The sequence below is a fragment of the Aquabacterium sp. genome (genome assembly GCF_014378415.1).
In the GTDB taxonomy this organism is placed as follows: Bacteria; Pseudomonadota; Gammaproteobacteria; order Burkholderiales; family Burkholderiaceae_C; genus Aquabacterium.
Map to the genome: position 1 here is coordinate 1 of NZ_JACMNS010000109.1, position 18,266 is coordinate 18,266.

Genomic DNA, 18,266 nt, shown 5'->3' on the forward strand with positions numbered 1-18,266 from the left:
GAAGAAGATCTTGCGGCTGACCGTGGCAGCGCCAAACACCCCGGCCACAATCACGCAGCCCAGGAAGAAAACCTTGATATCGTGCCCGGCGGCGCCCAGAAACAGGCCCCACACCAACCCCGCGACCAGAAAACCGTTGTAGCACCTTCAACAGGGCGTAGCCCTCCAAGGCGGTGACCATGGCGTCGCTGCCCAAGGCCATCTCGGAGTCTTCAGCGCGGTCCAGCAGCGTGGTCAGCCTGGCAATGTGCGGGCGCAGCGCGTCAAACTGGGCCATGTCGTGCTGCACTTCGGCCACGTGGGGACGAAAAAAAACCGACTGGGTTCAGTAGCGACCGCCACCGTGGCCACCCGTGCCATATCCAACGTCCGAACGCTTGGCTGAACTGTAGCCAACCGCGCTGTTGCCGCCCGAGCCACCACCTTCTTCGCGGGGACGCGCCAGGCTCACGACAATCGAGCGCCCATCAACGGACATGCCGTGCAGCGCGGTGATGGCGGCCTGGGCAGCTTCAGCAGAGGCCATTTCCACAAACCCGAAGCCTTTGGAGTTGCCGGTTTCCCGGTCCATCATGACCTTGGCGGAGGAAACGCTGCCAAACGCGGCGAAGTTGTCTTTCAGGCTGGAATCAGTCACGGAGTAGGGCAGGTTGCCCACGTAAATCTTGCTGCTCATGGAGGAGCCTTTCTGGTCAGCAGGTGGAGGGATGCGGCAGGCACGTTTCCAGCCAGCCCTGGGTGACGGCAAAGAGCCGGGCAGCTTCGCGCGAGGCAAAGGTTCTGTCAAAACGGAACACACGGGCGTAGCTCCCGTTGCCCTGTGAGCGACGGACCGCGAAGGAGGCGCGGAAGCGGCCGCAGTCGGTCTGGTGTGTCGTGGGCGAAACGACGTACTTGCCCATGGAAATGGCGATGTTTGAAATATTGTTCAATCAGGGGGCGCTCAGGCTTGAATCAAGCTGCGTGAGCACGAGAGGCTCGATTGGCTGTAGCTCGGCAGACCAAAAGGGCGACGAGGTGTCGCAAAACGCGGTCAGCATGGACGAGTTGCAGCCTTTGGGAAAGGTGTCGCCGTGCTGCGCGAGGGCGAATGGTATCACCAAGGGCAGGCAAGCGGTGTCGAAACAGGGCCAGCTGCGTCGACCACCAGGAAGGCATCGCCGACGACGAGACACACGCTTTCTTCACCCGCCGCATGGACGAGGTCGGCACGATGCTGTGGGGCCGCGTCACCTGCGACCTGCGCATGGGCGTACAAAAGCTCAAGGACGCGACGCCAGACGGCGTACTCCTCGGTAGCGGCAAGCTCGCGACCGAGTTGGACCGGCTGGATCTGATCGACGAGTACCAATTGCTCGCGCTGACTTGGAGAAAGGTTTCAAACTTCTCGCCCATCGTTGTTTCGTGAAAAGTTGTCGTCTTTTCAATTCGTTCAGCTGCGGCATTTCATAAACAGCGCGCGAAGACGTAAACACACGGATGAATGATTCGCCGAGTTGCGCTGATGTCGAACGCGTGGTCGAGCCGCTCACTTCGGTTGCGCCGTGTTGACAGCCGCTCCCGCCACCCTTCGCGCGGAGCTTGACGAAAGCGGCATTCAAGCTTCTTCGTCAACAGTGCTCGGCCGGGCGATGCGCCGGTTTGTTCTGACGTTGCCAAGCTACGTGCTGGCGCTGCTCGTGCTTTATGCCGGCGCGTGGCTCAACCTGTTCCCGATAGAGCGAGCGCATTCGATTGCGGTTGTGATGGCAGGTGGCCTTGGTGCCTTTGCGGGATTGATCTGGTCAGGGCTCACACTTCGGTGGCGCGACCCATTGGTGGTCCTTCCACAGGTGTTGTTCAGCGTGGTGGTTGTCGCACTGTCGTATCACCTGATTGAAATCAGCCGAGGGGTGGCCTTCATGTGGCTGGCCGTGATCGTGGTCTTCGACATGCGTCGCTTGCCCGTGAAGCAAGTGAGGTTCGTCATCGCTGCAGCGACCGTGCTCCAGCTCGCCAACTCCATCAGCATTTGGGTGGCGCACCCGAACGGGCCCAAGCTGATCGATGAGTTGTTGAACCTCGGCTGCCTGGCATTGCTGCTTCCGACGCTGGCCATGGTTTCCACCCACGCGCGTAGCTTGGTGAAGCGCCGCAAGCAGCAAAACGTGGAGCGGGAAAAAGCGCTTCAAACCCTCAACTTCCTGTCCGTCCATGACACATTGACGGGGCTCTACAACCGTCGGCACATGTTGGCCTGCCTGGAGCAGGAGGCCCGCAAGACAGCACGCTTTGGTGTGCCATTCACGGTGGGGATGCTGGACATCGATTTCTTCAAACGTGTGAATGATCAGCACGGCCACGCCGTGGGAGACGCCGTACTCAAACGCTTTTCCGAGATCGCTTCATCGGTGTTCGAGCCATTCGAAACAGTGGCCCGTTGGGGTGGGGAGGAGTTTGTCGTGCTGATGCCGGAGGCCGACGGGCGTTCGGCCTATCGCCGCTTGCAGGATCTACGGGCGGCCATTCACCAGCATGATTGGAACGCCGTGCACCCTGGCCTGCGCGTCACGTTTTCGGCGGGCCTGGCAACCTACCGCGATGGCGCCGTCGAAGATCTGATGGCGCTGGCCGATCAGGCCTTGTACGACGCCAAGCATGCAGGCAGAGACCGAATCAGCCCTGAGTTTGCCAATGGCGAAGACCATGCCGCCTCGCGAGAAAGGGCGCATGCATCGTTGCCAGAAAGAGGGCCGCTTCCTGCACTGACACCTGCTGCTGCCCCGCCAGAGCGGAGCGCAAGCCATGCCACTTCAAGTCCGCTGTCCAAGCTGTTGTGGACCGACGATCCAAAGACGCGCACTTTGCTGAAGCTGGCATCGGCTGTCTCCGGCATGTATGTTTTCTGGCTTCTCTTCGTCATCGTTTATGCGATCCCGAAGCACATGTTTCCCCATTGGCTGGAACTTGTTTTGTTGGGCCATCTGACGATCGGGGCTGTCGCACCGCTGGCGATCATCCGAAGCGGCTGGTCCAAGCGCTTCAAGGATCCCATCTTCTTGATGGAGCAATGCATCTGGGCCAACTTGATGCTGGTGGCAGCGCACTTTTTTTCGCCGATTGGCAAGGGCGCGTTGTTGGGCGTGCTTTGCCAGGTGCAGGCATTCGGGTTTCCTTCGTTCTCGCCTCAACAGGCCCGCGGCTCAGGTACAGCCGTTATCGTGATACTGGTTATTTCCTGGATCGGCATGAGTTTCTGGGGTGGGCCAGGATTCGATGCCGCATCAGAGGGCTTGAGCATGGCGACAGCTTGCGCTGTCTTGATGATGCTCACCTGGCAGTCATACAACTACGCCCGCTCCCGCGAAAAGAACCACACAGAACGCAAAGAACTTGAGTTGGCCATCGCCGAAGTCGAGCGACTCACGACCATTGACATGTTGACAGGTCTGTATAACCGACAGCATTTGCATGAAGTCCTTGATCATGAAACCATGCGCGGTGGCATCGGCTTGCCTGGCTTCTGCGTTGCCTTGATTGACCTGGATCATTTCAAGCAGGTCAATGACACCCATGGACATCAGGTTGGCGATGAGGTGCTGCTTGGATTTGCCATCCTGGCAAAACCCGCCTTTCGAGACATAGACACGGTGGGCCGGTGGGGCGGTGAAGAGTTCCTGATCGTCATGCCCGGTGGGTCTCAGATGCCCATTGACCGCCTTCTGGTGGCGGTTGCCCAGGCCAAGCTTTCGAATCAAGTCCCAGAACTGCGCGTCACCTTCTCTGCGGGTCTGGCTCACCATCGCGTTGGAGAGAGTTGGGCAGACTCATTGGAACGCGCTGATCGCGCGCTCTACGCAGCCAAAAAGGCTGGGCGCAATCAATGCATCGCCGAAATCTAGCGATGGCCAGGGCGATGACCGCCTATCGGGCCAAGAACTTCAACTGCGGTGCCAGGACCTCTGGAAACAGCGAATCGAAGTAGGGGTCAAAGTGATTGGCGTCGATCAGCATGACCTGCACATTGGGGTTGCCGACCCGTTTGACTTTGTCGGCCACAAAAGGCGCCACCGTGTCGCCCGTCGCACCAATCATGAGCATCGGGATTTTCACGTCCTTCAGGCGCAGCCAGGGGCGGTAGAACGGCATGGTCAGCACGGACCTCGCGGCAACGCGGTTGTCATAGCTGCGGTCTTTCCAGGCAGCTAGCGCGACTTCCATGGCCTCCCAGGCCCCGTCGCGGTCCATGGTGGCGAACTCGCCTTCGCGGCCCAGCGTCGGCACGTAAATGGGTGCGCCAGGTTTGACCAAGTCCCACACGCCAAGGGCCACCAGCTTCAAGAGCCGCAGCGGTGGCGTGGCCAGCGTGGCGGTCAGGCCGTCCAGCATAGGCACCTGGATGATGGCGCCCTTCAGTTCGGGATGTTGAGAGGCCAGATCGACCACATGGCCGCCACCGAAGGACGTGCCCCAAAGGGTGATCTGATGGGCAGCCACCATGGGTTGCGATTTCAGGTGCGCCAGTGCGGTATCTGCCACGCGTGTGCGGCGCCATGGATCGATGCCCTGCCTGGGAAAGCCGCCACTGTCTCCCCACCCGGGGTAGTCAAACTCCATCACGGCAAAGCCCGCTTCGACAAAGCTGTGGGCAAACGATGAGGTCAGGGCCCTTTGAATGCTGCCCCAACCTCCGAGCATGAGGATGGTGGGCAGTTCCTGATCGGGCGCGGTGTCCGCTGGCACATAGAGCGTGGCGCCACAGAGGGCCCCTTCGGCCATGAAGGTGGACTTGATCGCCCTAAGGCGCACATGCGAGGTGTCAGGGTAACGGCGAGATTTCACTGTTGGGTTCCGAAAGTAATGCGATGTGAAAAGGGAGCATGCATGGTCAAAACGCCATGGCCCTGGAGATCGGGTCGCCGGCACTCTCATGCCACGCCAAGTGAGGCGTTTGTGCCTGCGTTCTTTGGCTGGCGAAGGTGGCCAAGCGTGTCACCGCGTTGGCTGCAGAGGCCAGGAATGCCGCCTGAAGTTGAAACACATGCCAACGGCCTGAATAGATTTCCAGGCGGCAAGGCACGCCGCAGTGCGCGGCGCGCGCATTCAGCCTGCTTGCATCGGATTCGAGGATCTCCTGGTCGCCCACTTGAATCAGCATGGGAGGCAGCCCATGCAAATCGCCGTCCAACAAGTGTGGCCCTTTGAAACCCGGCGCATACCAATGCACAGCCTGCTTAAGCCATGCCACGTTGAGCATGGGATCAAGCCTCGAAGCCGACCGGATGGTCTCGCCTGACAGGGTGTTGTCCAGGAAGGGCGACAGCAGCATCAACCCTGCGGGCATGGGCTCTCCTGCATCACGCAGCTTCAGGGCCAGCGCGAGGGCCAAGCCGCCACCGGCAGAATCCCCGCAAACCACGATCTGGTGAGCTGCCAAGCCTTGCTTGAGCAAGGCGCGGTAGCAGGTCAGTGCGTCCTCGACAGCGGCGGGCTGTGGGTGCTCAGGCGCCAAGCGGTATTCCGGCACCCAGACCGTCATGCCGGTGGCGGCCAGGCGCGTGGTCAAACTGCGGTGTGTGCGGGCACTGCCCGTGCAGAAGCCGCCGCCATGCAGGTAGAGGATGGTGGCGCCCCTGACTTGCGCCTGCTTTGGAGAGATCACTTCTGTGGTGACGCCATGGATGTCATGCCGTGCGACGTGCACATGCCGGTGGCTGGGCATGAGGTTTGACAAGGCGCTCACGATGAAGCGCTGCGCGCCCACCCCGAACGGCGGACGAATGAAGGCTTTGAACGTGATGCGCAACAGGGCTTTCAAGGTGCTGGCACTGAGTGATTCCACCCCGCCCGGCGGTTCAGCAAACCGAATCACATTCCCTGAGCCGCGATGTGGCTCGATGAAGTTGTACGCGTTGAGCGACGAATACCGCGTGAGCCAACGGTACCCAAAGGTGAAGCCAGGCCAGTTCGTGCTGTTGTGGCCGTTGGCATCGACGTACCAACTTTTGCAACCCTGCCACACCGTGGCCGCCAATCGCTTTTGCACGGTGCCATTGAAGCTGGCATAGCGTGCCGCATCGACTTCGATCGCGTTGGCGCCGGCCTTGTGCGCTGCCTTCATGCACCTCAAGGCATGCGCGATCTGGCTCTCGAGCATGTAGATGATGGAGCTGTGGCCCAAGTTGGTGTTGGGCCCATAGAGCATGAAGAAGTTGGGGAAGCCCGGCACCGTCATGCCCAGGTAGGCCTGCGCGCCCTTGCGCCAGGCTTCGTTCAGATTCAAGCCGTCCCGCCCGGTGATGGTCATCGGCGCGAGGAACTCGGTGGCCGCGAACCCCGTGCCATAGACAATCGCATCCACGGTGTGGTGCTGCCCGTCCGCAGTCTCGATGCCATCGGTCGTGATGCTTCGGATGCCTTCCGTCACCACCTTCACGTTGGGCTTGGCCATCGTGGCCAGGTACTCGTTGGACAGCAGGATGCGCTTGCAGCCAATGGGGTAGTCGGGCGTGAGCCGCGCACGCAGACCGGGGTCGGCCACTTGTCGGCGGAGCAGCGATTTGAAAGGCAGGCCCACGGCCAAGTCCATCAGCGCCTTGACGCGGGTGAACCCCACAGCGCGGCTTTCATACTGCGAATAGATGCGGGCCCGGTGCAGCTTCATCGTCCAGGGGGCAGCTTTGAACAAGGCCTTGCGCCAGCCCGCATAGGCGCCATCAGGACGAGGCAGGATGTAGGCGGCCGAGCGTTGAAAGACGGTGAGTTGATCCACCCGGTCCACGATCGCAGGCACGAACTGGATGGCCGAAGCGCCCGTGCCAATCACCGCCACGCGCTTGCCCTTCATGTCGTGGCTGTGGTCCCAGTGGGCAGAGTGGCAAACGTGCCCCTCAAAGCTTTCCATGCCTTTCAGTTTGGGGTACACGGGGCGGCTGAGCTGGCCTGTGGCCGTGACCAGGAACCGGGCTTGCAGGACCTGGCCGCTGGTCAAGGTCACGGTCCACAGCGCGAGCCCCTCGTGGTAAACGGCTTGGGCCACTTCACAGCCAAAACGGATGAATGGCAGCAGCCCGTACTTCTCGGCGCAATGCTTCAGGTACTGGTGGATCTCGGCTTGGGGTGCAAACACCCTCGACCAGTTCGGGTTGGGCTCGAATGAAAACGAGTACAGGTGGGAGGGGACATCGCAGGCCGCGCCCGGGTAGGTGTTGTCCCGCCAAACGCCGCCCACGTCGTGGCGCTTTTCAAGGATGATGAATTCGCCAAGGCCAGCCTTCTTCAATGCGACCGCCATGCCGATCCCCGCGAAGCCGGAGCCGATGATGATCGTGTTGATGGGGTTGTCTGTGTTCAAGCCGGTGCTTTGCATATTCTGAAACCTGCAATTGCGGCGAAAGGCCGCCGCCATGTGGGCCAATCATGCACAAAAGCGCCGCGATTGAGAATGTTGCCTGGGGACAAAGACTTTATGATTCGGGCCAATTCAACGGGATCGACCGGCCATGAGCTTTTGGAATTTCAGGCGCAGCGCCGCCAGCGTTCGGCTTTTGCTTGAGTTTGGCCAAGAGCAAGGGCTGGATGTCTCAAAGATCCTGGCCCGCTCCCGGCTGAAGGAAGCCGATCTGGCCGACCCCGCCATTGAGCTCGATGCCAGCCAGGAGCTTTGCGTGGTGCACAACCTCATCCGCGCGTGCAGGCAGCCGGGGCTGGGGCTGGAAGTGGGCATGCGCTACAACTTTGCGTCATACGGCTTGTGGGGCCTGGGCCTGGTCAGCAGCGCGACAGCGGCCGACGCCTTGGCGCTGGCCTTGCGTTTCATCCCCCTCACGTTTGCCTTCTGCCGGATTTCTGGCGGCCTGGACGGTGAGATGTGCACCGTCACCTTCGAGGCCCCGGACGTGGAGCCCGCGGTCCAGCGCTTCTTGGTTGAGCGCGATGTGGCAGCGGCTTCACGGCTGATGAAGGAGACGCTGGGCGCGGAGTTCACCTTGTCTCGGTTCACGCTCAAGCACGCCTTGCAGCCCGGTGCCGCCTTGCTGGCCAACCATCCCCGCATGTGCGGTGTCCGCCCTGAGTTTGGTGCGGCCAGCAACAGCTTGTCATTCGACAGCAAGCTCCTGAGCCTGCGGCTGCCTCAAGCCAATCCGGTCACGGTGGCCATGTGCGAAAGAGCCTGTGAGGAATTGATGGAACGCCGCCGCGCCCGCTTGGGTGCGGCCGAATGCGTGCGCCAGTACCTGGCCACCGCGCCCCTCAACCTGGCGCCGGATCTGCGCCAGGCCGCGCGCACGCTGGGCCTCAGCGACAGGACCTTGAAGCGGCGGCTCCAGGATGAAGGCGTGTCGTACAGGGTGCTGCTGGCCGAAGTGCGTGGCCGCCAGGCCAATGACTTGCTGGCGGATGACACGCTGTCGCTCACCCAGATCGCTGAGCGGATGGGCTTCAGCGACCTGTCCAGTTTTTCTCAGGCCTACAAGCGGTGGTTTGGTGTTGCGCCAAGCCTGGGGCGGAAGTCCGGCTTCTGAGCCCGGGCCGCAAGGTGACGATTTGATTTTTACGTCAAGTAATTTCCCATTCATGGCAAATCTTGATATAAATATCAAATGCAAACCCTCCAAGAACTGGGCGAGGCCGTCGCCGAGCGCCGCAAAGCGCTGAACCTGCGTCAGCAGGTGGTGGCCGAACAGGCCGGCATCACCCCCGAATCCTTGTCCCGCTTCGAGCGGGGGCGTGGCGCAGAGTTCGGCGCCCGCAAACTTCTGGCCGTTCTGTCCGTGCTGCGCATGGAGCTCGACATCATCCCTACCGGCCAGGCTGGCACGCTGGATGAACTGCGCCGTGAGCGCAACCAGGCATGAAGCTCTCGGTTTACGTCATGGGCCGCGATGTAGCCGTGCTGGAGCAATCGGGCGATTTCAAAAGCGTGCTGAGCTACCACGCCAACACGGCGCCTGACGACTTTGTCTCCCTCACGATGCCGGTGCGAACAGAGTCTTACCTGTGGGATGACCAACTGCCGCCCGTGCTGCAGATGAACCTGCCCGAGGGCTACCTGCTGCAGGTGCTGCAAGAGCAGTTTGGGCCGCACATTGGCGCCAGCCCGATTGCCTTGCTGTCTGTCATCGGCCGCAACATGGTGGGGCGCATCCAGGTGGCCGCCCCAGGTGCGGCGCTGAACCAACCGGCCAAACCCATCGAGGTGGCTGCGCTGCTGAAGGGCGACAACTCTGAAAAGGCTTTTGCCGAACTGGTCCGACAGCATGCCACCAGCGGTGTGTCTGGCGTGGTGCCTAAATTCCTGGACGCGGCTGAAGAAGCTGCTGCTCAGTCAGATTCGCCATTGGCCGCGCACAAGAAAGCCAGCCTGATCACGCGGCGGCACATCATCAAGGGCTCCAGCCAGCAACTGCCTTTTGTGGCCTTGAACGAGCACCTTTGCATGCAAGTGGCATCAAGGGTGATGCCCACGGCCAAGACCGAAGTTTCAAGCGACGGGCAGGCTCTGGTGGTGCACCGCTTCGATGTGGACGAGCAGGGCCAGCCCTGCTCAGGCATGGAAGATTTCTGTTCCCTGCTGGGCCTGCGGCCTGCCGCCAAGTACGACACCACCTGGGAGCGCATTGCCAAGGCCGTGCGTGACCACGTGCCTGCCGAGCGAAGGCTTGAGACCTTCAGGCAACTGGCCACCACCTTGCTGCTGACCTACGCCCTGCGCAATGCCGATTGCCATGCGAAGAACCTGGCGCTGCTGTACACCAGCCGGGCTGATGCGCACCTCTCGCCTGCCTACGACATGCTGACCACCAGCGTGTACGCAGGGTTTCAGCACAACCCACCGGCCATCGAGTTCATGGGCAAGAAGACCTGGACGCCTGGCAAGAACCTGCAGAAGTTCATGGCGGCCAACTTTGGCATTCAGCCCAAAGAGCAGGCGCAGATGGTGGAAGCGATCAGTGATGCCGTGGCCGATGTGGGCCCGCAGGTGCGGCAAGCCATGGCCCAGCACAGCGGGTTCAATGACATCGGCAAGCGCATGCTGATGGCTTGGGCGGAAGGCGTGCAGGGCTTGCGAGATCAACGCGTGTATGCGATGGGCGATTGGCGCGGCGCCACCCAAGCAAAAGATTGAAACGAACAAGATAGGCCGGTCCCCGCTATTGGGTAAGCGCTGAGCGAGGGCTGCGGGCTTTGAGCCTTGCGCGCAAGGCCCGCACACCCGGAGCCCCATGAAAAAAGCCCCCCGAACGGGGCTTGGGTACCTTGGGGGCCGGGATTTAAGCGGCGGGCGCCGGGCTTGGCGTGGCCCGGCGGAGATCGAAATCATGGACGCCTTGTAAAATAATCAATTTATTCGCATGAAGAATGCATAATTTATCTTTATTTAAATAAGATGTGAATGCAATGCTCGTCGAGTTCCGCACCAAGAACTTTCGCAGCCTGCGTGACGAGCAGGTGCTCAGCCTGGTGGCGTCCACCGACAAGACCTTGCTTGACACCCATGCCCTGGACACCGGCCTCAAGGCTGCTCCGCATGTGCTCAAGAGCGCGGTGGTGTACGGCGCCAACGCCAGCGGCAAGTCCAACCTCATCAAGGGCCTGCAGTACATGCGTGGCGTGGTCATGGGATCAGCGGCCTTGCAGCCGGGGCAGACTTTCACCCAGCTCCAGCCTTTCAAGTTGGACGCCACATCCCTCAGCCAGCCAACGGAGTTCGAGGTCACTTTCGTCATCGATGGCGTGCGCTATCAGTACGGCTTCGCCATGAACACGCAACGCATCGTCAGCGAGCAATTGCTGGTCTACAAGGCATTCAAGCCCCAACGCTGGTTCGTGCGCCACTTCGATGTCGACAGTGGCAAGGATGTCTATGAATTTGGCTCCGGCTTGAAGGGCGCCAAGAACCTGTGGGAAGGGGCCACCCGGCCGAATGCCTTGTTCCTGTCAATGGCCGTTCAGCTCAACAGCGAGGCTTTGCGGCCCGTGTTCGATTGGTTTGCTAATCACCTGGTCATCGTCAACGAGCACACGCCGTTGGTCCCGGATTTCTCGGTGCAGAGGCTCAAGCAAGAAGCCCCGCGCGCGGCCATCTGCGATTTTCTGCGCGCCGCCGACATCCGCATCGCCGACATCGAGGTGGTCACCAAGCAGGAAGTGGCCGAAGTGAAGTTCCACCACGTCACCGAGCATGGCAAGGCCGTTTTTGACCTGATGGACGAGTCCAGTGGCACCCGCAATCTGCTGTTCCTGACGGGGCCAATACTGGACATCCTCAGCAAGGGGCTCACGCTGGTGGTGGATGAGCTGGACACCAGCCTTCACACCTTGCTGGTGCAGGCTTTGGTGCGCTTGTTCCACCGGCCTGAAGTCAATACTGGGGGGGCGCAGCTCGTCTTCACCACAAACGACACCTCGTTGCTTGATGCCCATGGCCTGTTCCGCCGAGATCAGATCTGGTTTGTTGAAAAGCGACCAGATCAGAGTTCATCGCTGTACCCCTTGCTCGACTTCAGCCCGCGTAAGCATGAAGCGCTGGAGCGCGGTTACTTGCAAGGCCGCTACGGCGCGCTGCCCTTTCTGCGCAATGAGGCCTTGGGGATGAAGCACTGATGGGGCGCGACAACCAAGCCAAAGACCGGCAGTTGCGCTGCAGGGCGGTCAAAGGCGATTCAGCCGCTGACGGCGCCCATCGTGAAATGCAACGTTTGAACATGCAAGGCGTATGCGATGGCGCTGGAGCACACCGCCGTGAACAACAGCCACAGTGCGCGTCGGCCTGACGGCGCTGAGAATCCGACGATGGCCCAGGCCAAGGGAAACAGCAACTGCGCCATCTCCAGCCCGGCGAACCAGGCGGGGCAGGTGCCATTGCAGGCCACCGTCGCGAGTCTGTCTACAAGCACCACGAAGACGATGCCGGCCAGAAAGAAAAGGCCCGCAGGTTTGATGCGAGCTGTCACTTGACTTCCCAAAACAGGATCTCCTTTGCCTTGCCCAGATCAGAAAAACCCAAGATGCCGCTGGCGCTCAAGCCCAAGGTAAAACGCATGAAGCTGGCAAAGCCAGGCGTCAACCGATCCTTGTTCCAAAAGTCCACATGATCGCCTGAGGCATGGCTGACCTGGCCGTCCCGGGCCCAATAGTCTTTGAAGAAGATGATGCCCGTCTTGCCTTTGATTTTTTGCTGTCAGTCGGCCCCTGTGATGCTCTGCGGCTTGCTTGGCAGACCACAAAAGGGTTGCAGCTTCAGCCACGCCGTGAATTCTTCGGCTCGCATGGCTGCCCGCTGACCATGCAGCGGCACCGTGGCGCCGTTGAATGATTTCATCGTGACGCCGACATGGTGAAGGGCCGAACTCACCCGTATGGCGCACTGGTTGTCAAAACCTGCAGGCACCTTGCCCTGGCGTCTCGGTATGGGTCGCGCTCCTTTGGATAGGCGGCCCAAAGGTCTGCGAATTTGATGGGGGTGACCTGAATGGCGCAGATGGATTGGGGCGTGGCGTTGGTGCGCACCTTCGCTTGTTGCTTGAGCGTGGTGGCCATCCCAGTGGCCCTCCATCAGCAACAGGGCATCTTCACCCCAGAACACTTCGTACTCTTCTTCTGAGGCGGTCACGATGCGGGGCAATTCACCGCTTTGGTCCAAGCGGCCCGAGCGGGTCTGGCCGGACAAGGTTTTGACGAACCAGGGCAAGCCCACCAGCACGGCCGTGTCGCCGACGACCTCAAGTCGCGTTTGTTCGTCATAGGTGATGCGCACGTCGGACTTGACCCCAGGGTAGCCAGCATTGATTGCGTGGGCGACCTGGTTGGCGCTGGAGTCGGCCGGGCTGGAGGCTCAGCCGTCCGATGTCGTTGACAAACTCTGGCCGGCGATCAGGGTTGTTAGTGGCTTCTGAAAACCGCGCTTAGATGGCTTTTGGGCGCGGTTTTTGATCGGACTAGGGCCGACTGCAGTTTCGGCGACAGGTTTGGGATGTGCTGCGGCCACTGGGCTGCGCGTAGCGGCCGATCACTACCGACCCTGAGCCGACCTTCGACGCACGGGAATTGCTGCCCCAAAGCCGACAGCCGAATACCGCCTCGCGGTCGACGTCGTCCAGGGCGTTGGCCCGTGCGACGCACCGAGAATCGCCGCGAACGGAACCACAATGTGGACGGATGAATGCGCCTACGCAAGCCGCAGCGGCGGTACCGACCCGCGCGAAAGACGGGTGCAGCGCCTCGGGCGATCATCGCTGTCGAGGCGTGCCACAGACAATCCCGCTTGGATGCCTCGCGTGTCTCGCAGCTCGACAAGGGTTTCAGAGCTGGGCAGCGTTGTGCGCTACGTCCAGCGGCCAGTCCGACAGCTTGCCCATGACATTGCGGGGCAATTCGTCGCCGATCTTGAAGGCTTTCGGCCGCTCAGGCGCGCTCAGGTGCGACTCGGACCAACGCCATAGATCTGCTCGCAGCGCGGTAGGGTCAGTGCCCGGAGTCGGCACCACAAAGGCCTTCAGCCGCGATCCCTCTTCAGCCGTCATCATGCGCACCACCACATCACTCACCTGTGGGTGGTCAAGCAACACCTGCCGCACCCGCGACGGAAAGACGTTGTTGCCACCTACCTGAACTGCTTCATCCAAGCGGCCGCAAACCCTGAACTGCCGATCATCCATCCACTCCAGTCGGTCCTGGATGCCATGCGGACAGATGGATCCATCTTTCCCGGCACGCATCAGTCGAGGCTCCACCTGAGGGTCGCGCGACCAGTACGGCATCAGGCGAAACGGGGCACCGGCCGCAGTCCGGGTGCCAATGCCGGCTGTTTCCGAACTTCCGTAGACCTGCGTCAACGTCGCGAGCCCCAAGTCCTCAAGACGTCGCGCCAGAAGGTCAGGGCATGGCGCCGTTGACGTAATGCCTTGCACGCCGTGTGGTAACCGCACCGCGTGTCGCGCCAGGATCGACCAATGCGCAGGGTGACTGACCACCAAGTCGCCCGGTTGCAAGAATGACGCCACCACCGCCGGCGTCATCATCCGGATGTCGAGCACTTCGTTACAGCCCAAGCGGTCCGGCAGCAGAACCGTGAAAAGGAATCCGTAAATGTGGTGTGCCGGAACAGCGGCCAGAACGCGTCGGGTGTGCGGCACGAGGCTGGCCAGATGCTCAACCTCTTGCAGCAGATTCGCCAGCTCATGGGGACACGCCTTGGCGACCCCGCTGCTGCCCGAGGTACGGAAGGTCAGTCGAGCGTCGAACGCGGCCAAGCCTTCAGCGGCCACCTCCAGCCACTGTCCAAAGCGCCGCCGTGCCAACAGCAGGTCTTCAATCCCGCTCTCGTGCAGATGAAGTGCCTCACTGAGCGCCGAGGCAATGGAAAGGCGCTCCAGCGAGTCAAGACCGAGCCCCTGCTCGTCGATCGCCAGCTCGGACGGCCACGGCCGCTCGGGCAATTGCACGCCGCCCGGTCGCAGATGCGACAACTCGTGGGCAACGAGGTCGGCGACGAAGCGCGCCAGCGCGCTCTGCCGCCTATGCCATGACAGTGGCTCGGCCTGAGTCAGATCGACGGGCATGACGCTTAGGCGCGCTTGACGAATACCCAGAACGACTGCCCCAGGATCGCCTGCTTCATGTGAATCTTGACCTTGGTGGGCTTCATCTGATGGTCGAAGACGTACTCGAACATGGTGTTCAGGTTCTTCGCCCGAACGCCAGCGTCGAATACACCTTTGAACTCGGGACGGTTCGTGCAGGGCGCGACTTCGGTGAAGAAGTTCTTTCCGATGACGGCCTTGGGGTCGCGGCCGGTGATCTCGCCTTCGATGGCGTTGTACTTGAGGATCTTGCCTGCGGCGTCGAGCTCGATGGCTCCGAAGGCCAGCTTGTTGAGCTGCGCATCGTTCATCTTCGACAGCTCGTTTTCGACGTCGGCCTTGCCGAAGGAAACAGTTTTCAGTGTATCGGTGGTCATGCGCAGATATCCTTTTTGAGGAAATTATGGGTTGGGCGACTGCCGCGCTCGGAGCTTGATCCAATCTCGTCGAAAACAGCAGATGAGCTATTTATCGGTCGTATGCAGTCGAGACTTGAGCCTGAAAGGCCTTCTTTTCGGGTCAATTCAATGAATCGATCTGAACGCTGGAAGTCAATACTGAAGACTTTAAACCGTTGTGGATCAAAGTGGCCAACGCCGCGTGACCAAATTGCCATGCATGACACTGCAAAACCGGTGGTATTCGGCGGTCGCCCGCTGTGTGTCGAGGACATCGCTGACCTCGCTGGCCGCCGCCGGGGCGCGTTGCTTAGCGACGATCCGAAGTTCCGTGCTCGGATCCAAGCCGGCGCTGATTTCGTCGCCCGGCTGTTGGCCGAGGATGGCGTCATCTATGGCGTCACCACCGGGTACGGGGATTCGTGCACGGTGGTTGTACCGCCGCACCTTGTGTCAGAACTGCCGCACCGGCTGTACACGTATCACGGCATCGGCGCTGGCCGCTACCTCGATCCAGCCGAGACGCGTGCGGTGTTGGCTGCGCGGCTGGCATCGCTGTGTTACGGGATGTCAGGGGTCGGGGTCGCGCTGCTAGAGCAACTTGCAGCACTTCTCCGGCACGACATCCTGCCGTTAATTCCCGCCGAGGGATCGGTCGGTGCCAGCGGCGACCTGACACCGCTTTCCTACCTTGCTGCAGTGCTTTGCGGGGAGCGCGATGTACTGTTCGACGGACGCCGGGTGTCGGCGGCCGAGGCGCTGGCGGCTGTCGGGCTGCAGCCGCTGCGACTGCGGCCCAAGGAGGGCCTGGCGCTGATGAACGGCACCGCAGTGATGACTGCGCTGGCCTGCCTTGCATGGCAGCGCGCCGACAACCTGGGTCGGCTGGCCACAAGGATCACCGCGCTCAACGTGGTCGCCAGCGTCGGCAACGCTCACCACTTCGACGAAACCCTCTTTGCCGCCAAGCCCCACCCAGGGCAGCAGCGAGTGGCGGCCCGACTGCGCGCAGACCTTGCGAGCGAAAAGCCTTCGCGCAACGATTCACGGCTGCAAGACCGCTACTCGCTGCGCTGCGCCCCGCATGTGATCGGTGTGCTCGAAGATGCGCTGCCGTTCCTGCGCCAGCAGATCGAGAACGAGCTCAACAGCGCCAACGACAACCCGCTGATCGACGCGGAGAACGGCCGTGTGCTGCACGGCGGCCACTTCTACGGTGGCCACATCGCGTTCGCAATGGACGCGCTCAAGACCTTGGTCGCGAACATTGCTGATCTGCTCGACCGCCAGCTGGCCTTGATAGTCGATGCGCGCTTCAACCACGGGCTGCCACCAAACCTGTCTGGCGCGGTGGGCGAGCGGGCGACGATCAACCATGGCTTGAAGGCGCTGCAGATCAGCGTATCTGCGTGGACGGCTGAAGCGCTGAAGGGGACGATGCCTGCCTCGGTCTTCTCGCGATCGACCGAGTGCCACAACCAGGACAAGGTCAGCATGGGCACCATCGCTGCGAGGGACTGCTTGCGGGTGCTCGAGCTGAGCGAGCAAGTGGGCGCGGCAATGCTGATCGCGGCTCGTCAGGCGCTGGCGTTGCGCCAGCGCCTGACGCCGCTGCACCTGACGCCGTCACTGTCGTCGATGTTCGATGAGCTTTGCAACGCGATCGGCTTCGTCGAAGAGGACCGTGCGCTCGATGGTGATCTGCAGAGATTGCTGAGCGGAATGCGCGAAGGCCGTTGGCGTCCTTATGGCGACGACTCGCCCCCAGCGCAGACCGATCGATGACCGCAACGGATCAAGGCGAGCTCGCGCCTTCTTGAGTGCGCGAAGCACGTGGGGGGAAGTGGTGACTTGGAGTGACATCCAACGCTCAGTGCAAAGACTGCTGACTTCCAGGATGGGGGAGTTGTAACGTGTGGAAGCGGCAGCCGCCAAAGCGGCCCTTGGCCAGTACCCGAAAATGGCCGTCAAGAGCCGGAGGCCATCGCCCTGTGTCCCACTGGTACAGGTGCGTCAGCCGTCCGTCAAAACGGCTCGCCACCGCTAACTTGGCAGGAGTGGCGCCGAGTGTGTGTGACCCGATCTACGTGCATGGCCAGCTGAATCTGGTCCCCATATCGGCGCCAGATCAGCATCATCAAGTCATCGAGCAGTTCATACACGGCGCAGGCTTCCGCTGGCGTCCAGTACGGTGGCAAGTCCTGCGTCCATGATGGGCGCCTTGATCTTGGCCCCCGGTCGTCGTGCTTGGGCGTGCACTTGCACTTACTGCGGTGCTTCATGATTTCTTCTTCCTGGGGTTGGCCAGCGAGCGCGTGGCGGCCTTCGCGTCGGCACGTGCTTTGGCCTCTTTGATGCGATAGGACTGGCCCTCAATGGCCACCATTTCACAGCGGGGCACCAGGCGGTCGATCAGCGAGACCACGCAGGCCGCATTGGGAAACACCTCGTGCCATTCCTTGAACGGCCTATTGGTGGTGAGCACCGTGCTCTTTTGTTCGTAGCGCCGACTGATCAACTCAAACAGCAAGTCGACATGACGGTTGGAGTACGACAAGTACCCAATAGTGTCCTGAGGTGCTTGCCCTTCTGTTTCCATCCCGGAACAAGGCGCAAGCACAGCCGTTAGCCTCCTTGCTCTTGTTTGTCACGAATGTAACGGCATTCGTTGCCTAGAGATGCGCGGAGTAATCCCATGTCCCGCGTGCTGCACGGTGCCGCGCAAGGCAGCTTGAGCACCCGACGAGCCTCCGAACCCCGCCCGCAAGGCACTTGAGCCTTGCACTTTGCCCATCTGAGGCCCAAGCGCCGAGCTTTAAGTCTTGCGCGCAAGGCTTTGCATCCCCAACGTCGGCTTTTTGAGCCTTGCTGCGCAAGCCTTTGAACCCCAAGCGCCGGGTGCCCGAGCCTTGGCCGCAAGCAGAAAAGCCTTGCGCGCAAGGCCCGCACACCCGAAGCCCCATGAAAAAAGCCCCGCGAACGGGGCTTTGCTAACTTGCGGGCCGGGCTTCAGGCGGCTTGTGCCGGGCTTTCCGTGGCGCGCGCCTTGCGGTTGGAGCGGACGGACATGTCGCGGCGCAGGGCGTCCAGGCCAGAACCCTTGCCCAGCACCTTCAACAAGGCGTAGCCCTCCAAGGCGGTGACCATGGCGGCGCTGCCCAAGGCCATCTCGGAGTCTTCAGCGCGGCCCAGCAGCTTGGTCAGCCTGGCAATGTGCGGCCGCAGCGCGTCGAACTGGGCCATGTCGCGCTGCGCTTCGGCCACGTCCACATCGGCCGGGATCAAACCGGGGTTCTCGCTCATC

The 18,266-nt window shown here is 61.4% G+C and carries 14 protein-coding genes and 4 pseudogenes; 7 read left to right on the forward strand and 11 right to left on the reverse strand.

Annotated elements, in window-relative coordinates:
* The 3 genes and pseudogenes from H7225_RS09945 to H7225_RS09955 form a co-directional block, all read right to left on the reverse strand.
* Positions 1-141, reverse strand: a pseudogene (locus tag H7225_RS09945) (DUF1304 family protein); the annotation flags it as partial.
* A gap of 184 nt (positions 142-325) precedes the next feature.
* Positions 326-676, reverse strand: a complete 351-nt coding sequence (locus H7225_RS09950; protein ID WP_290661368.1) for an RNA-binding protein — start codon at positions 674-676, stop codon at positions 326-328.
* A 16-nt stretch (positions 677-692) separates the two neighbouring features.
* Positions 693-902 carry a hypothetical protein gene (locus tag H7225_RS09955; protein WP_290661370.1) on the reverse strand — a complete coding sequence of 70 codons (210 nt, stop codon included), beginning with the start codon at positions 900-902 and terminating at the stop codon, positions 693-695.
* 293 nt (positions 903-1,195) lie between these two features.
* On the opposite strand from H7225_RS09955, the gene H7225_RS09960 reads away from it, so the two are divergent.
* Both H7225_RS09960 and H7225_RS09965 read left to right on the forward strand, forming a co-directional pair.
* On the forward strand, positions 1,196-1,408 hold the full coding sequence (locus H7225_RS09960; RefSeq protein WP_290661372.1) for a hypothetical protein: 213 nt from the start codon (positions 1,196-1,198) through the stop codon (positions 1,406-1,408).
* 136 nt (positions 1,409-1,544) lie between these two features.
* Positions 1,545-3,881: a GGDEF domain-containing protein gene (locus H7225_RS09965; protein WP_290661374.1), complete on the forward strand. Its 2,337-nt coding sequence runs from the start codon at positions 1,545-1,547 to the stop codon at positions 3,879-3,881.
* Between the two features lie 22 nt (positions 3,882-3,903).
* Here the strand turns inward: H7225_RS09965 and H7225_RS09970 are convergent, their stop codons facing one another.
* Together H7225_RS09970 and H7225_RS09975 are read right to left on the reverse strand one after the other, a co-directional pair.
* The gene (locus H7225_RS09970; protein ID WP_290661376.1) at positions 3,904-4,821 is read right to left on the reverse strand and encodes an alpha/beta hydrolase; all 918 of its coding nucleotides are present in this window, start codon (positions 4,819-4,821) and stop codon (positions 3,904-3,906) included.
* Between the two features lie 46 nt (positions 4,822-4,867).
* The gene (locus tag H7225_RS09975) at positions 4,868-7,348 is read right to left on the reverse strand and encodes an alpha/beta hydrolase fold domain-containing protein (RefSeq protein ID WP_290661378.1); all 2,481 of its coding nucleotides are present in this window, start codon (positions 7,346-7,348) and stop codon (positions 4,868-4,870) included.
* 133 nt (positions 7,349-7,481) lie between these two features.
* Here H7225_RS09975 and H7225_RS09980 point away from each other — a divergent pair, with 133 nt between their 5' ends.
* The 4 genes from H7225_RS09980 to H7225_RS09995 all read left to right on the forward strand — a co-directional run bounded on the left by H7225_RS09980 (position 7,482) and on the right by H7225_RS09995 (position 11,586).
* Positions 7,482-8,504 (forward strand): AraC family transcriptional regulator, encoded by a 1,023-nt coding sequence (locus tag H7225_RS09980; RefSeq protein WP_290661380.1) that lies wholly within the window; start codon positions 7,482-7,484, stop codon positions 8,502-8,504.
* Between the two features lie 78 nt (positions 8,505-8,582).
* Positions 8,583-8,837, forward strand: coding sequence for a helix-turn-helix transcriptional regulator (locus H7225_RS09985; protein ID WP_290661382.1), 255 nt, complete (start codon positions 8,583-8,585; stop codon positions 8,835-8,837).
* Complete coding sequence (locus H7225_RS09990) at positions 8,834-10,108, forward strand: type II toxin-antitoxin system HipA family toxin (RefSeq protein ID WP_290661383.1); 1,275 nt, start codon at positions 8,834-8,836, stop codon at positions 10,106-10,108. The genes H7225_RS09985 and H7225_RS09990 overlap by 4 nt, the downstream gene beginning before the upstream one ends.
* 272 nt (positions 10,109-10,380) lie before the next feature.
* A complete protein-coding gene (locus H7225_RS09995) occupies positions 10,381-11,586 on the forward strand; it encodes an ATP-binding protein (RefSeq protein WP_290661393.1) in 1,206 nt (401 codons plus the stop codon).
* Between the two features lie 59 nt (positions 11,587-11,645).
* Here H7225_RS09995 and H7225_RS10000 read toward each other — a convergent pair whose 3' ends face one another.
* From H7225_RS10000 to pyp, 4 genes and pseudogenes are all read right to left on the reverse strand, one after another.
* Positions 11,646-11,936: a hypothetical protein gene (locus tag H7225_RS10000; protein ID WP_290661385.1), complete on the reverse strand. Its 291-nt coding sequence runs from the start codon at positions 11,934-11,936 to the stop codon at positions 11,646-11,648.
* A pseudogene (locus H7225_RS10005) lies at positions 11,933-12,538 on the reverse strand (type VI secretion system amidase effector protein Tae4). Before H7225_RS10005 ends, H7225_RS10000 begins: the two are co-directional and overlap by 4 nt.
* Before the next feature lie 745 nt (positions 12,539-13,283).
* A complete protein-coding gene (pcl, locus tag H7225_RS10010) occupies positions 13,284-14,543 on the reverse strand; it encodes a 4-coumarate--CoA ligase (RefSeq protein ID WP_290661387.1) in 1,260 nt (419 codons plus the stop codon).
* Positions 14,544-14,548: 5 nt separating this feature from the next.
* Positions 14,549-14,941, reverse strand: a complete 393-nt coding sequence (gene pyp / locus H7225_RS10015) for a photoactive yellow protein (protein WP_290661389.1) — start codon at positions 14,939-14,941, stop codon at positions 14,549-14,551.
* Between the two features lie 237 nt (positions 14,942-15,178).
* Here pyp and H7225_RS10020 point away from each other — a divergent pair, with 237 nt between their 5' ends.
* Positions 15,179-16,747 (forward strand): aromatic amino acid ammonia-lyase, encoded by a 1,569-nt coding sequence (locus H7225_RS10020; RefSeq protein WP_290661391.1) that lies wholly within the window; start codon positions 15,179-15,181, stop codon positions 16,745-16,747.
* A gap of 493 nt (positions 16,748-17,240) precedes the next feature.
* Here the strand turns inward: H7225_RS10020 and H7225_RS10025 are convergent.
* Positions 17,241-17,528, reverse strand: a pseudogene (locus H7225_RS10025) (ATP-binding protein); the annotation flags it as partial.
* A 443-nt stretch (positions 17,529-17,971) separates the two neighbouring features.
* Positions 17,972-18,266 (reverse strand): annotated as a pseudogene (locus H7225_RS10030) (hypothetical protein); the annotation flags it as partial.

Bases quoted from the DNA above. Each gene is read 5' to 3' on its own strand.
- pyp (WP_290661389.1), bottom strand. From the start codon at position 14,941: ATGACCACCGATACACTGAAAACTGTTTCCTTCGGCAAGGCCGACGTC.
- H7225_RS09990 (WP_290661383.1), top strand. From the start codon at position 8,834: ATGAAGCTCTCGGTTTACGTCATGGGCCGCGATGTAGCCGTGCTGGAG.
- H7225_RS09955 (WP_290661370.1), bottom strand. From the start codon at position 902: ATGGGCAAGTACGTCGTTTCGCCCACGACACACCAGACCGACTGCGGC.
- H7225_RS09975 (WP_290661378.1), bottom strand. From the start codon at position 7,348: ATGCAAAGCACCGGCTTGAACACAGACAACCCCATCAACACGATCATC.
- H7225_RS10020 (WP_290661391.1), top strand. From the start codon at position 15,179: ATGCATGACACTGCAAAACCGGTGGTATTCGGCGGTCGCCCGCTGTGT.
- pcl (WP_290661387.1), bottom strand. From the start codon at position 14,543: ATGCCCGTCGATCTGACTCAGGCCGAGCCACTGTCATGGCATAGGCGG.
- H7225_RS09960 (WP_290661372.1), top strand. From the start codon at position 1,196: ATGGACGAGGTCGGCACGATGCTGTGGGGCCGCGTCACCTGCGACCTG.
- H7225_RS09985 (WP_290661382.1), top strand. From the start codon at position 8,583: ATGCAAACCCTCCAAGAACTGGGCGAGGCCGTCGCCGAGCGCCGCAAA.
- H7225_RS09995 (WP_290661393.1), top strand. From the start codon at position 10,381: ATGCTCGTCGAGTTCCGCACCAAGAACTTTCGCAGCCTGCGTGACGAG.
- H7225_RS09980 (WP_290661380.1), top strand. From the start codon at position 7,482: ATGAGCTTTTGGAATTTCAGGCGCAGCGCCGCCAGCGTTCGGCTTTTG.
- H7225_RS09950 (WP_290661368.1), bottom strand. From the start codon at position 676: ATGAGCAGCAAGATTTACGTGGGCAACCTGCCCTACTCCGTGACTGAT.